Source organism: Sphingomonas jeddahensis (assembly GCF_001981525.1).
In the GTDB taxonomy this organism is placed as follows: Bacteria; Pseudomonadota; Alphaproteobacteria; order Sphingomonadales; family Sphingomonadaceae; genus Sphingomonas; species Sphingomonas jeddahensis.
The window spans coordinates 1-13,546 of record NZ_MPSB01000001.1; the positions used below are offsets into that span (position 1 = coordinate 1).

The following is a 13,546-nucleotide window of genomic DNA, read 5'->3' on the forward strand; positions in this document are numbered from 1 at the left end:
TTCACTCCAGCCTCGTGCTCACGCAGCACGCCTATGATCTGATCCTCGGTAAAACGGCCTCGCCGCATCGCTCGTCTCCATCTGACCAGCTAACTTACCAATGGCATGATTTCCGGGGAGCAGGTCATCATCACTCCAGCCTAAAGGCCAAGGAGCCAACGCCTTCCTTCCTATTTTCATGTGATCAAATGACGGTTTTTGGTGAGGTTTTAACATGCATAAGGGGTCGGGAATTGGTTGACGCTGTTCTTTCGGTTTCCTGAAATATTGAATGATCGCTGTTTGAAGACCGTTGAGATACACATGAAAATCGGCAAGATAATTGTTAAAGCTAATCAGATCATCAGCTGAAACGAAATCCAAGAGAAACTTTCGCTTCCCCTTGGCGGACTTCAGGTACACATTCCCGAACGGTCCCATTGTCATGGCTTCGTGAACCGGAATATCCGCTGCTATGGCTTCTGGACTAAAATCTATACCGTATTTTGTGACGCCGCTGATCCCGTGAACGTAGTAATTTCTATATGTGCGACAGATCTCAACGACTTTCACCGCATGTAAGATAGCGGAGGTCAAACTTTCTTCCTCCTCTGGAAGTTCGTTTGCGTAGCAGCTAAGCGCTTGAGTGATTCCCACGGAGCCGAGCTCCGAAATCAACGGTTCTGCTACCCTAAGATGTTCGGGGCTTCCTTTTGCTCCAAGCCATGACAAAGATTCTCGTAGCGATAACTCGCAGGCATTCCAGACTATGACGAGCATTCCTAGGCCCAAGGGAATGTCTCGATGGTCACCCGTCATTACGAAATTTGAATTTTCATCCATGACGACGTCCTACGCTAACCAGCAATGTCTTGGCTACTTTATCCGACAGTTGGATCGGTACGGAATGACCAAAGTTCGTACAAGTCTCGCCAGCGCAGCAGAATAAGTCATCCATCCTCACGTCACCCCGGGCTTGACCCGGAGTCCCGCTTCTTTTCTTCTTCCGGCTTGTGGCGGAGGGGTGGGGCGTGTGGGTCTATATTATGGCCGATCGCTATCGGGGTGCCATGTATCTTGACATCACGGCGCATCTGGGTGCGCGGGTTCGGCAGCATCGGTGCGGGGACGGGTCCGACTTCTGCCGGGGCTATGGCTTGGATCGGCTGGTCTGGGCGGAGCGGGCTGGGTCCGCGGCCGAGGCGATCGGGCATGAGAAGCGGCTGAAGAAGTGGCGGCGGGAGTGGAAGTCTGCGTTGATCGAGCGGGGTAATCCTGAGTGGGCGGACTTGTTTGATCTGGTGGGGTGAGAGGCCGGGGGGGGCGTAGGAGAAGAAGGAGCGGGACCCCGGCTCAAGGCCGGGGTGACGGGATGTTATTCGGCGGGGTGTGCTTTCTTTGCGGCTGGTTAGGCGGCAGCCTTCGCCAGACCCTTCGACAGTTGCAGCGCGCCGTGGAGGCGCGCCGCTGGGTCGGCCCAGTTGCGCTGTAGTGCCAGCTTCGAATCCGGGCGCAGTTTCGCGATGCCGCCGAGCTTGTCGACATAGGCCAGCAGGCCCGCGACGTTGGGCGGTTTGTCGTCGTGGAAGCTGACCAGCGCGCCCTTCGGCCCGACATCCATCTTCGCCACGCACGCCGTCTTGGCGTTCATCTTGATCTCGATGACCTTGACGAGATTGTCGGTCGCTTCCGGCAACGGGCCGAAGCGATCGATCATTTCGGCGGCGAAGGCCTCCAGTTCGCGCTTCTCGTCGAGTTCGTTGAGGCGGCGGTAGAGGGCCATGCGCAGGTCGAGATCGGGAACGTACTCCTCCGGGATGAGGATCGGCGCGTCGACGGTGATCTGCGGCGAGAAATCGCGCGGGCGGTTGGCGAGGCCGCCGGCCTTGGCGTCCATGATCGCCTCCTCCAGCATCGACTGGTAGAGTTCGTAGCCGACTTCCTTGATGTGGCCCGACTGTTCGTCGCCGAGCAGGTTGCCCGCCCCGCGGATGTCGAGATCGTGGCTGGCGAGCTGGAAACCGGCGCCGAGGCTGTCGAGATCGGAGAGGACCTTGAGGCGCTTTTCGGCGGCGTCGGTCATCATCCGCTCGGGCGGGGTGACCATATAGGCATAGGCGCGCGTCTTCGACCGGCCGACGCGGCCGCGCAGCTGGTAGAGCTGGGCTAGGCCGAAGCGATCGGCGCGGTTGACGATCATCGTGTTGGCGGACGGGATGTCGATGCCGCTCTCGATGATGGTGGTGGAGACGAGCACTTCGAACTTCTTGTCGTAGAAGGCGCTCATCCGCTCCTCGACCTCGCTGGCCGCCATCTGGCCGTGGGCGATGACGTAGCGGATCTCGGGCACTTCCTTGCGCAGGAATTCCTCGATGTCGGGAAGGTCCGCGACGCGTGGGGTGACGAGGAAGCTCTGCCCGCCGCGATAATGTTCGCGCAGCAGCGCCTCGCGCAGGACGACCGGGTCCCAGGGCATGACATAGGTGCGCACCGCGAGCCGATCGACCGGGGGCGTCTGGATGACGGACAGTTCGCGCAGGCCGCTCATCGCCATCTGGAGCGTGCGCGGGATCGGCGTGGCGGTGAGGGTGAGGATGTGGACGTCGGCGCGCAGCGTCTTGAGGCGTTCCTTGTGGGTGACGCCGAAGCGCTGCTCCTCGTCGACGATGACGAGGCCGAGGCGTTTGAAATCGACGTTCTTGGCGAGGAGGGCGTGGGTGCCGATGACGACGTCGATCGTGCCGTCGGCGAGGCCTTCCTTGACGCGCTTGGTCTCCGCCGCGGTGACGAGGCGCGAGAGACGGCCCATCTGGATCGGGAAGCCTTCGAAGCGGGTGGTGAAGTTGTTGTAATGCTGGCGCGCGAGCAAAGTGGTGGGGCAGACGACCGCGACCTGCATGCCGGCCATGGCGGCGACGAAGGCGGCGCGTAGCGCGACCTCCGTCTTGCCGAAGCCGACGTCGCCGACGATGAGCCGGTCCATCGGCTTGCCGGCGGAGAGGTCGGCGAGCGTTTCCTCGATCGCGCGGTCCTGATCGTCGGTTTCCTGATAGGGGAAGCGATCGACGAAGCTGGGGTAGCCGCTTGAGTCGGGCTCGGCGACCTCGCCCTGGCGGAGGGCGCGCAGGGCGGCGGTGGCGATCAGCTCACCCGCGATCTCGCGGATGCGCTCCTTCATCTTGGACTTGCGGCGCTGCCATGCCTCGCCGCCGAGCCGATCGAGGCTCGCGCCTTCCTCGCCTGAGCCGTAGCGGGAGAGGACTTCGAGGTTCTCGACCGGCACGTAGAGCTTGTCGCCGCCGGCGTACTCCAGCTGCACGCAATCGTGCGGCGCCTTGGCGACGGGGACCTGCGTCAGCCCGACATAGCGGCCGATGCCGTGATCGGTGTGGACGACGAGATCGCCGGGCGAGAGCGTGGCGAGCTCGGCGAGGAAGGCGTCGGCGGACTTGCGGCGCTTGGCGCGGCGCACGAGGCGGTCACCGAGCATGTCCTGTTCGGTGAGGACGGCGACCTTGGGGGCGGTGAAGCCGTGGTCGAGCGGGAGGACGATGAGCGCGGTCTGCGTCTCGCCGACGCCCTGCGCCTCCTGCCATGTCTCAACCGCTTTGGCGCCGGTGAGGCCGTGGTCCTTGAGGAGGTTGCCCAGGCGATCGCGCGCGCCGGGGGAATAGCTGGCGAGGACGGGTGTGCGGCCCTCTTTGCGGAGCGTCTTGAGGTGATCGACCACCGCTTCGTACACGTTGGTGTTGGCGGCGCGTTCGGGGGCGAAATCACGCGGGCCGTCGACGTTGAAGTCGATGACGGTGGCGGATTCGGGCTCGTGAAACGGCGTGGTGACGTGCGCGGTCGCGGTGACGAGCGCTTCCTCCCATTCCTTGGGGGGCATGTAGAGCGTTTTCGCCGGGAGCGCGCGGTAGCTGCCGGGCTGGGCAGCCTCGGCGCGCTTGCGGTTCTCGTAATAGTCGGCGACCGCCTCGAAGCGGGACTCGCCGGCCGCCTTTACGCCGCCGTCGCGGATGATGAGGGCGTCGTCGCCTAGGTGGTCGAAGAGGGTTTCGAGGCGGTCCTCGAACAGGGGCAGCCAATGCTCCATGCCGGCGAGGCGGCGGCCTTCGCTGACGGCCTGGTAGAGCGGGTCGCCCGTCGCGGTGGCGCCGAAGGTTTCGCGATAGCGGCTGCGGAAGCGCTTGATGCTTTCCTCGTCGAGCAGCGCCTCGGAGGCGGGGAGGAGGGTGAAGCCCTTGATGGTGCCGGTGGTGCGCTGGTCGGCAGGATCGAAGGTGCGGACGCTTTCGATCTCGTCGCCGAAGAAGTCGAGGCGAAGCGCCTGGGTCTCGCCCGAGGGGAAGAGATCGACCAGGCCGCCGCGGACGGCGAACTCGCCCGAGTCATGCACCGTGTCGGTGCGGACGTAACCGTTGGCGGAGAGGAGCGCGGCGAGCTTGTCGCGCGCGATGCGCTCGCCGGGCTTGAGCGTGGCGACGAGCTGGCGGATGCGGAACGGGGTGAGCGTACGCTGGGTGGCGGCGTTGACGGTGGTGAGGACGAGCTGCGGCCCCTTGGGCTTGGCCTGCAGCTTGTGGAGCGCGCCGATCCGCTCGGCCATCACGCGCAGGGTGGGGGAGGCGCGGTCGTAGGGGAGGCAATCCCACGCCGGATATTCGACGATCTCGATCTCGGGCGCGAAATAATGCGCCGTTGCGGCGATGGCGCGCATCGCGGCTTCGTCCGGCGCGATGAAGACGGCGCGGGTCTTCGCGGCGCGGGCGAGATCGGCGAGGAGGCTAGGGAGGAAACCGCTCGGCACGCCCGACAGGGTGAGAGGTGCGGTGGCGGTGAGGATCGTCGTGAGGTCGGGCATCGGATTCCAATTCTCCCTCTACCCGCTTGCGGGGAGAGGGCAGGGGAGAGGGGCAGTGTAGGGCGGCTCTTGACTGCCCCTCTCCCCGACCCTCTCCCCGCAAGCGGGGAGAGGGAGAGTGTGTCACACGCCTTGGCGGGTGCCGGGTATCGCCACGGCGAAATCGACTTGGCGCATCGTGTCCATCATCGCGCCGTCCCATTCGGGCGGGCAGGGGATCGAGCCGATCGCCCAGCCCATGATGTCGACATCCTGCTCCTCCAGCAGCCGTTCGAACCATTGGAGCTGTTCCTCGCTCCAAGCGGCGTGATGCGCGTCAAAAAAGCCGCCGATCATGAAATCGGCCTCCCGCGTGCCGCGGTGCCAGGCGCGGAAGCGGGTGCGCTTCAGGCGGGTGTCTTGATCCATTCGGGCTCCAACGGCGGCAGGCCGGCCATCGTTGCAGAGGGTCGGCTACGAATCTGAACGCCGTTCGTCCTGAGCTTGTCGAAGCATGTGTTCCGGAGCACGGGCTTCGACAGGCTCAGCCCGAACGGCTAGGGCTGCTAACCAGATAGTCATGCGTCCCGATATCCTCAATCCGCTGTTCGCCGAAGTCACTGCCCTCAAGGGGGTCGGGGCGGGACTCGCCAAGCCGCTCGACCGGCTGGGGCTGGCGCGCGTGGTCGATGTGGCGTTCCATCTGCCAAGTGGTTGGATCGACCGGATCCCGCGCGACGAGCTGATGGCGCAGGATGCCGGGCGGACGATCGCGATTACGCTCACGGTGCGTGATATCCGTACCTCCTCGTCCCCGCGCGCGCCGACGCGGGTGCAGGCGGCGGACGCGCTCGGCAACATCGTGAGCCTGGTCTATTTCGGCCGGTCGAGCGGGCTGGTGCGCAAGCTCTACACGGTGGGCGAACAGGTGCGGATCTCGGGCAAGGTCGAGCAATATGGCCAGGACCTGCAGATCATCCATCCGGAGATACTGGAGGAAGGCGGCGGGTCTCGCGAGCGCGAGGCGATCTATCCTTTGTCGGAGGGGCTCACCTCGCGGCGGGTGGGCGGGATGGTGGCGCAGGCGATCGAGCGCGCGCCGGACTTGCCCGAGTGGATCGAGCCGAGCCTGTTGGCGCAGCGCGACTGGCCGGGGTGGAAGGAGGCGCTCGCCCGCATCCATGCCGATCCGTCTGATGCGGTGGCGCGGGCGCGGATCGCTTATGACGAGGTGTTCGCCAATCAGCTCGCGCTCGCCCTGGTTCGGCAGGATACGCGCAAGCGGCGCGGCCGGGGCCTGCGCGGTGACGGGCGGCTGCGCGATCGGCTGAACCTGCCTTATGCGCTGACCGGGGCGCAGGCACGCACGATCGGCGAGATCGAGGGCGATCTGGCGCAGGATGCGCCGATGCTTCGGCTGCTGCAGGGCGATGTGGGGTCCGGCAAGACGCTGGTGGCGGCGCTGGCGCTGCTGATCGCGGTCGAGGCGGGCGCACAGGGCGCGCTGCTAGCGCCGACCGAGATCCTGGCGCGCCAGCATTATGAGACGCTGCGCGAGACGCTGGCGGGGCTGCCGATCAACATCGCGGTGCTGACCGGGCGCGACAAGGGACGCGCGCGCGAAAGCACGCTGATGGGGCTGGCGGACGGCTCGATCGACATCCTCATCGGCACGCATGCGATCTTCCAGGAGGCAGTGAGCTATCGCGACCTCGGGCTGGTGGTGGTGGACGAGCAGCATCGCTTCGGCGTCGCCGAGCGGCTGGCGCTGTCGGCCAAGGGCAAGACCACGCCGCATCTGCTGGCGATGACCGCGACGCCCATCCCGCGCACGCTGGTGCTCGCGCAGCATGGCGAGATGGACCAGAGCCGGCTCGACGAAATGCCGCCGGGGCGCGAGCCAGTCGAGACGCGGGTGATCAGCGAGGAGCGGTTGGACGAGGTGGTCAATGCGCTCGGCCGCCATCTGGCGGAGGGCAAGCAGGCCTATTGGGTGTGCCCGCTGGTGGAGGAAAGCGAGAAGAGCGACCTTGCCGCGGCCGAGGATCGGGCCGCGACTCTGGCGGCTCGCTTCGGGGATCGCGTCGGGCTGGTGCACGGGCGGATGCGCGGGCCGGAGAAGGACGCGGTGATGGCGCGCTTCGCCGGCGGCGAGCTGGGCGTGCTGGTCGCGACGACGGTGATCGAGGTGGGCGTCAACGTGCCCAATGCGACGCTGATCGTGATCGAGCATGCCGACCGCTTCGGGCTGGCGCAGTTGCACCAGTTGCGCGGGCGCGTCGGGCGCGGCGGAGGGCAGTCGCGCTGCCTGCTAATGCGCGGGGCGGCGCTGAGCGAAACCTCGCGTGCGCGGCTGGCGCTGATGCGCGAGACCAATGACGGCTTCCGGATCGCCGAGGAGGACCTGCGGCTGCGCGGCGGCGGCGAGTTGCTGGGCACGCGGCAGTCGGGCGAGGCGGCGTTTCGGCTGGCGACGCCCGAACTGCTTGGCGAGCTGCTGCCGGTAGCTGCGGATGATGCGCGGCTGCTGATCGATCGCGATGGCGGGCTGGCGGGGCCGCGCGGACAGGCGGCGCGGGTGGCGCTGTATCTGTTTGAGCGCGATGCGGGTGTGGCGTTGTTGCGATCGGGTTGATAGCCGCGCGAGCGATGACCGCTTTTCTCCCGATCCTCTTCGCCATCGCCGCTGGTTTGTGCGTGGCGGTGCAATCACCCACCAATGCGATGCTGGCGCGATCGACCGGATCGGTGTGGTTCGCCTCCTTGGTGTCGTTTACCGGCGGGGTGACGTTGCTGCTGGCAATCTGGGCGTTGGTGGACCGCACGCCTCTGGCGGCGATTCGTCAGGCGCCGCCTTGGGCTTGGGTGGGCGGCTTGTATGGCGTCGTGTTCGTCGCGGCGGTGGCTTACGCCACGCCGCGGCTGGGGCTGGCGGTGACGTTGACCGTGACGCTGGCGGCGCAGCTGTCGATGGCGGTGGCGCTGGATCACTTCGGGCTGCTCGGGTTGAAGCAGGAGCCGGTGAGCGTGACGCGGTTGGCGGGGCTGGCGCTGGTGGTGGCGGGGGTATTTCTGGTGCGGAGATAGTGCCGTTCGTCCCGAGCGAAGCCGAGGGACAGGCCGAAGGCGAAGCGTCCGCGGCACGTGCCTCGACTTCGCTCGGCACGAACGGGGAAGGGATCACCATAGCTCCGTTCGTGCTGAGCTTGTCGAAGCACGTGCCGCGGGCGATGCTGCCTGAGGCACGCCCTTCGACAGGCTCAGGGCGAACGGGGGAGGGGGTTAGCCTGCGATCAATAGTCCGTGGTTCTTCTTGCCAGCGGAGATGCGGAGCGGCTCTAAGCCCGCGGAAACCGTCGCGGCTTCATCGGACACCTTGTCGGCACCAATGCGCGCGCCGCCCTGCTTGATCAGGCGACGGGCCTCGCCCTTCGACGCGCAAAAACCGAGACCCACCAGTACATCGACCAGCGCGACTTCGCCGGAGGCGGCAAAGGTCGGCAGCGCGTCGCCGCTGGTGCCTTCCTCGAAAGTCCGCCGTGCAGTTTCGGCCGCCGCGTCTGCCGCCTCTCGGCCGCGGCACATGGCGGTGGCTTCGTTGGCGAGGATCTTCTTTGCCTCGTTGATCTCGGCGCCCTCCAGCGCCTCAAGCCGGGCGATCTCGTCGAGCGGGAGATCGGTGTAGAGGCGCAGGAAGCGGCCGACGTCGCGGTCGTCGGCGTTGCGCCAGAACTGCCAGTAATCGAAATGCGGCAACTGGTCCTCGTGCAGCCACACCGCACCCGCCACCGTCTTGCCCATCTTGGTGCCGTCAGCGGTGGTGAGCAGCGGCGTCGTCACGCCGAACACCTCCGTGCCGTCCATCCGGCGCGCCAGCTCGATGCCGTTGACGATATTGCCCCATTGATCGCTGCCGCCCATCTGCAGCCGCACGCCGTGGCGCTGCGACAGCTCGCGGAAGTCATAGGCTTGCAGGATCATGTAGTTGAATTCGAGGAAGCTCAGCGACTGCTCGCGATCGAGCCGCAGCTTCACCGAATCGAACGACAGCATCCGGTTGACCGAGAAATGCTGCCCGACTTCGCGCAGGAACGGAATGTATTCGAGCTTGTCGAGCCAATCGGCATTGTCGACCATCACCGCGTCGGTCGGGCCGTCGCCGAAGGTCAGGAAACGTTCGAAGATGCGGCGGATCGAGGCGACGTTCTCGGCCACGCGATCGTCGTTGAGCAGCTGACGCGATTCTTCCTTGAACGATGGATCGCCGATCTTTCCGGTGCCGCCGCCCATCAGGACGATCGGCTTATGGCCGGTCTGCTGGAGCCGGCGCAGTAGCATGATCTGAACGAGGCTGCCGACGTGCAGCGAGGGAGCGGTGGGATCGAAGCCGATATAGCCCGGCACCACCGACGTCGTCGCAAGCGCATCAAGCGCAGCCGCGTCGGTCGTCTGGTGGATGTAGCCGCGGTCGGTGAGGACGCGGAGCAGCTCGGACTTGAGTTCGGTCATCGCTTCTTCTTCTCCCCTCCCGCGCGCGGGAAGGGTCGGGGGAGGGGTTGTCCGCACGTAACGGATGGTTGCGCCCATGCCCTCCCCCAGCCCCTCCCGCAAGCGGGAGGGGAATAAGGAGCGCACCCCCGGCTCTAGTCCGGGGTAACCTTACCTTCTGGGAAGCTGCGCCGTCGGATCGACCGGGCTGCGGCCCTTGCGCAATTCGAAATGCAGCTCCGGCCGATCCGCAAAGCCGGTGTCGCCGGACAATGCGATCGTCTGGCCCTTCTTCACCGCCTGGCCGCGCTGAACGAGCAGCTTGGAGGCATGGCCATAGACGCTGGTCCAATTCTCGCCGTGGCGAACGATCACCAGGCCCCCGAGGGCGGCAATGCCGTCACCGACATAGGCGACTGTGCCGTCCGCTGTCGCCTTAACCGGTGTATCCACCGGGACGGCGATCTTAACACCATTGTTGCGCACGCCGCTGGCACCAGTGCCGAAGCGGCTGACGACCTTGCCGTCCACCGGCCAGAGGAACCGGCCCGGGCCGGTCTTCGGTGCTTCCACCGCCGCGGTCGTCGGCAGCACGCGGCGCGAACTCGCCACCGGCTTGGCAGGCACCTGATTGACGGCAAGCGCCGGCTCGCCGCCGGTGATGATGTCGTCGATATCGAGGCGAAACGCCGCGGCGCGCTCGGCATAATTGGTGCCCGCGCGCGAATCGCCGGGGATCAGCACGTGCTGTCCGGTGCGAAGAATGTATGGCTCCTCCAGCTCGTTGGCCGCGACGATGCGGGACCATTGCACGCCATAAGCACGCGCAATTGCAATCCCGGTCTGGCCGGAGCGGACCTGGTGATACCGCCCGCCGGGGATGCGCAGCCGCTGGCCGGCATAGATGGTAAAGGGCGCCGACAAGCCGTTGGCGCGCGCGATCGCTTCCGATCCGGCGCCGATCCGCTGCGCAATGAGCCGCAGCGAATCGCCGGGGCGGACGACATAGATCTGCTCCGCCACGTCCTGCGCGTCCGCGCTGACCGGACGTGCTTCCCAGGCGGGGCGAGGGGCAGGCAGCCGGCTGACATCGTCAGATGCATCGGCGCGATCGCCGGGAGCGGGCAGGTCGAGCGGCTCACCGCCGGGCGGCGGCGGCGGTGGACGCGAACGATCGGTCGAGGGAATGCAGGCCGCCAGCCCGAGTGCGAGCGGCAGTGCAGCCGTGATCCTGATCCGCATCATCCCCCGATAGCCGCTTGGTTAACGCGGCTCCAGTCGGTTCAGTCCGCCAAGATAGGGCTGGAGCACGTTTGGCACGACCACCGATCCGTCCGCCTGCTGATAATTCTCCAGGATCGCCACGATGGTTCGGCCAACCACCAGGCCGGAGCCGTTGAGCGTGTGGACGAAGCGAGTCGCCTTTTCACCCTCCGGACGGAAGCGCGCGTTCATGCGGCGCGCCTGGAAATCGGTGCAGGTGGAGCAGGACGAGACTTCGCGATAGCGATCCTGCCCCGGCAGCCAGACCTCGATGTCATAGGTGCGGGCGGCGGAGAAGCCCATGTCGCCAGTGCACAGCTTCATGCGGCGGAACGGCAGCTCGAGCCGGGTCAGCACGTCCTCGGCGATGGCGGTCATCCGCTCATGCTCGGCCTCCGACTGATCGGGTTCGACGATGGAGACCATCTCGGCCTTGTCGAACTGGTGCTGGCGGATGAAGCCGCGCGTGTCGCGACCGGCGGCGCCGGCCTCGGAGCGGAAGCAGGGCGTGAGCGCAGTGAAGCGCAGCGGCAAGTCGGCGAGGATCTTCTCGCGCACGATGTTGGTGAGGCTGACCTCGCTGGTCGGGATCAGCCAGCGGCCGTCGGTGGTACGGAACAGATCCTCGGCGAATTTGGGCAGCTGGCCGGTGCCGAACATCGTCTCGTCACGGACGAGCAGAGGCGGCACGATCTCTTCATAGCCATGGTCGCGGGTGAGCACGTCGAGTCCGAACTGGCCGAGCGCACGGGCGAGCTTCGCCATGTGCCCGCGCACAAGCGTGAAGCGCGCGCCGGAGAGCAACGCGCCAGTCTCGAAATCAAGGCCCAATGCCGGGCCGATCGCGTCATGTTCGCGGATCGCGAAGTCGAAGGTCGGGCGCCGCCCGCGCTCGTGGATGAGATGATTGTCATTCTCGTCCGCGCCCTCGGGCACGTCGGCAAGTGGAAGGTTGGGAAGGCTCGCGAGCAGGCCGTCTAGCTCGCCGCCCAGCTGCGCCTCTTCCGCCTCGAGCTCGGGCAGACGCTGCTTCAGCGTTGCCACTTCCGCCATCAACGCGGCGGCGGTGTCCTCGTCCTTCTTTGCCTTGGCCGCCCCGATCGCCTTGGAGGCTTCGTTGCGGCGTGCCTGGCCGACCTGAAGCTCCGTCACGATTTCGCGGCGGCGGCGATCGAGGTCGAGGATCGTTGCGGCGTCGGTGGGCTTGCCGCGGCGCGCCATGGCGGCGTCGAAAGCGGCAGGGTCGTCACGGATCAGGCGAATATCGAGCATGGCGCGGGCGCTATGCCGGGGAGGGCAGGGACAGGCAACCCGCGCGGGCGGCGGCGCGTTCTTCACATGACAGGCCAATTACAGGAGATCCCTTCATGCAAGTGCCGCACAATTCCGTCGTTCTGGTCGCGGATGGCCGCAAGCTGTTGTTCCTGCGCAATGAAGGCGATGATGTTCACCCGAATTTGACGGTGGAACATGCCGAGGAACGCCCCAATCCGTCCGACCTCGATCAGAAGACTGACAAGGCCGGGCGCGCCTCCTCCACGCAATCCGGCCCGGGCGCGCCGTCGGTTGCGCAGAACGGATCGAATCACGCGCGCGGTGGCGGGGCGCAGTTTGCGCCGTCACGCGGCACCCTGGGGGAGACGGACTTTCACCAGCTGGAAGAAGATCGGTTTGCGGCCGATGCCGCGGAATTGCTGAAGAAGCGTGCGTTCGCCAACGAGTATGACTCGTTGATCGTGGTGGCACCGCCCAGGACCTTGGGCGAACTGCGCAAACATTATCACAAGGAAGTCACCGATCGGCTGGCCGGTGAGCTTTCCAAGGATCTGACCGGCCATCCGATCCCGGACATTGAGCAGGCGCTGCTGAGCGCCTGAAGCACCGGTGCTCCGTCACGCCGGTATGACCCGGTGTGCAGAAAAAAAAGGCCGTGCGCATCGTCAGACGCGCACGGCCTTTTCTATATTCGGGAAGCTTAAAATCAGGCGGATCCGGCCGCCTTTTTCGCGAACCGGCGGCGCGCGATCAGTCCTGCTGCAGCGGCGCCGAACAGGATCATCATCGGCGGCGCGGGAACAGGCGAGGGATTGCCGCTGCTGTTGCCGCCGTGGCCGCCGTTCGACGACCAGCCCTTTGACGACGAGCCCCAGCCCTTGGACGATGATCCCCAACCCTTGGAGGAAGAGCCGTAGGAAGAGCTGGAGGTCGAAGTCGACGTGGAGCCGGACGAGGAGACGTTGCCCGACGAAGAGGACGAGACGTTACCCGAGGAGGATGACGAGACGTTACCCGACGAGGACGACGATACGTTACCGGATGACGATGAGGAGGAGGAGACATTACCCGATGAGGATGACGTGCTGCTCACGTTGCCGCTGGACGAGGTGCTGCTCACATTGCCCGATGACGTCGATGAAGTGCTGCTGACGCCGCCGGTCGAGGTGGAGGAGCCACCGGTGGACGACGAGACGTTGCCGCTCGATCCACCCGACGAGGTGGAACTGGACGTCGATCCGCCGCTCGTGCTGGATGTCGAGGAGATCACGATCCCGCTCGAACCGCTGCCGCCGCCCGATCCGCCAAAGAAGCCACCCGCGAAGAAGCCGCCGCCGCCGAGGCCGCCGCCACCCCAGCCACCGCCGATGATCGGCGCCACCTCGCCCCCGCCCGACACCACCGGCTGCACGGCGGGGAGCGGCACGGGGATCGGCGCCGCTTGCGATGCGACCGTCACCACCGTGGGCGCGCAGGCCGCGGTGGTAGTCGTCACCACCTTTCGCACGGTGCCCTTGCGCGCCACCGTGCGCTTGACGATCCGCTTCTTCGGTGCGGTTTTTACGTATTTCGTGTAGGAACTGCGAGCCTTCTGCGTTTCGGCCACGTGAACCGCGCCGCCGCCGACGATCGCACCACCGACGGTGCATGCGCAGAGTTTTGCCAAAGCCATCCGCACCGACATGATGTCACTCTCTC

Annotated in this window: 11 protein-coding genes; 5 read left to right on the forward strand and 6 right to left on the reverse strand. The window is 65.9% G+C overall.

Annotated features, from left to right (window positions below; translation table 11 throughout):
* Positions 1-18: 18 nt before the first annotated feature.
* On the reverse strand, positions 19-822 hold the full coding sequence (locus tag SPHI_RS14805; RefSeq protein ID WP_144036129.1) for a hypothetical protein: 804 nt from the start codon (positions 820-822) through the stop codon (positions 19-21).
* 203 nt (positions 823-1,025) lie between these two features.
* Between SPHI_RS14805 and SPHI_RS00005 the strand changes: the two genes are divergently transcribed.
* Positions 1,026-1,289 (forward strand): GIY-YIG nuclease family protein, encoded by a 264-nt coding sequence (locus SPHI_RS00005; RefSeq protein WP_076743203.1) that lies wholly within the window; start codon positions 1,026-1,028, stop codon positions 1,287-1,289.
* A gap of 98 nt (positions 1,290-1,387) precedes the next feature.
* Here SPHI_RS00005 and mfd read toward each other — a convergent pair whose 3' ends face one another.
* Positions 1,388-4,843 (reverse strand): transcription-repair coupling factor, encoded by a 3,456-nt coding sequence (gene mfd / locus SPHI_RS00010; RefSeq protein WP_076742857.1) that lies wholly within the window; start codon positions 4,841-4,843, stop codon positions 1,388-1,390.
* Between the two features lie 123 nt (positions 4,844-4,966).
* Entirely contained in the window at positions 4,967-5,251 is a 285-nt protein-coding gene (locus tag SPHI_RS00015) for an FAD assembly factor SdhE (protein ID WP_076742858.1), read from the reverse strand.
* A 151-nt stretch (positions 5,252-5,402) separates the two neighbouring features.
* Here SPHI_RS00015 and recG point away from each other — a divergent pair, with 151 nt between their 5' ends.
* Positions 5,403-7,457 (forward strand): ATP-dependent DNA helicase RecG, encoded by a 2,055-nt coding sequence (gene recG, locus SPHI_RS00020; protein WP_076742859.1) that lies wholly within the window; start codon positions 5,403-5,405, stop codon positions 7,455-7,457.
* A 14-nt stretch (positions 7,458-7,471) separates the two neighbouring features.
* Positions 7,472-7,909, forward strand: coding sequence for a DMT family transporter (locus SPHI_RS00025; protein WP_076742860.1), 438 nt, complete (start codon positions 7,472-7,474; stop codon positions 7,907-7,909).
* 195 nt (positions 7,910-8,104) lie between these two features.
* On the opposite strand, the gene tyrS is transcribed toward SPHI_RS00025, so the two are convergent.
* The 3 genes from tyrS to serS all read right to left on the reverse strand — a co-directional run bounded on the left by tyrS (position 8,105) and on the right by serS (position 11,845).
* Positions 8,105-9,331: a tyrosine--tRNA ligase gene (tyrS, locus tag SPHI_RS00030; RefSeq protein WP_076742861.1), complete on the reverse strand. Its 1,227-nt coding sequence runs from the start codon at positions 9,329-9,331 to the stop codon at positions 8,105-8,107.
* Positions 9,332-9,481: 150 nt separating this feature from the next.
* The gene (locus tag SPHI_RS00035) at positions 9,482-10,555 is read right to left on the reverse strand and encodes a M23 family metallopeptidase (protein WP_076742862.1); all 1,074 of its coding nucleotides are present in this window, start codon (positions 10,553-10,555) and stop codon (positions 9,482-9,484) included.
* Positions 10,556-10,573: 18 nt separating this feature from the next.
* Positions 10,574-11,845, reverse strand: a complete 1,272-nt coding sequence (serS, locus tag SPHI_RS00040; RefSeq protein ID WP_076742863.1) for a serine--tRNA ligase — start codon at positions 11,843-11,845, stop codon at positions 10,574-10,576.
* A 95-nt stretch (positions 11,846-11,940) separates the two neighbouring features.
* Between serS and SPHI_RS00045 the strand changes: the two genes are divergently transcribed.
* Together SPHI_RS00045 and SPHI_RS00050 are read left to right on the forward strand one after the other, a co-directional pair.
* Positions 11,941-12,450: a host attachment family protein gene (locus SPHI_RS00045; RefSeq protein ID WP_076742864.1), complete on the forward strand. Its 510-nt coding sequence runs from the start codon at positions 11,941-11,943 to the stop codon at positions 12,448-12,450.
* 339 nt (positions 12,451-12,789) lie between these two features.
* Positions 12,790-13,425, forward strand: coding sequence for a hypothetical protein (locus SPHI_RS00050; RefSeq protein WP_198927788.1), 636 nt, complete (start codon positions 12,790-12,792; stop codon positions 13,423-13,425).
* Positions 13,426-13,546 lie beyond the last annotated feature (121 nt).

Bases quoted from the DNA above. Each gene is read 5' to 3' on its own strand.
- SPHI_RS14805 (WP_144036129.1), bottom strand. From the start codon at position 822: ATGGATGAAAATTCAAATTTCGTAATGACGGGTGACCATCGAGACATT.
- SPHI_RS00005 (WP_076743203.1), top strand. From the start codon at position 1,026: ATGGCCGATCGCTATCGGGGTGCCATGTATCTTGACATCACGGCGCAT.
- mfd (WP_076742857.1), bottom strand. From the start codon at position 4,843: ATGCCCGACCTCACGACGATCCTCACCGCCACCGCACCTCTCACCCTG.
- SPHI_RS00015 (WP_076742858.1), bottom strand. From the start codon at position 5,251: ATGGATCAAGACACCCGCCTGAAGCGCACCCGCTTCCGCGCCTGGCAC.
- recG (WP_076742859.1), top strand. From the start codon at position 5,403: ATGCGTCCCGATATCCTCAATCCGCTGTTCGCCGAAGTCACTGCCCTC.
- SPHI_RS00025 (WP_076742860.1), top strand. From the start codon at position 7,472: ATGACCGCTTTTCTCCCGATCCTCTTCGCCATCGCCGCTGGTTTGTGC.
- tyrS (WP_076742861.1), bottom strand. From the start codon at position 9,331: ATGACCGAACTCAAGTCCGAGCTGCTCCGCGTCCTCACCGACCGCGGC.
- SPHI_RS00035 (WP_076742862.1), bottom strand. From the start codon at position 10,555: ATGATGCGGATCAGGATCACGGCTGCACTGCCGCTCGCACTCGGGCTG.
- serS (WP_076742863.1), bottom strand. From the start codon at position 11,845: ATGCTCGATATTCGCCTGATCCGTGACGACCCTGCCGCTTTCGACGCC.
- SPHI_RS00045 (WP_076742864.1), top strand. From the start codon at position 11,941: ATGCAAGTGCCGCACAATTCCGTCGTTCTGGTCGCGGATGGCCGCAAG.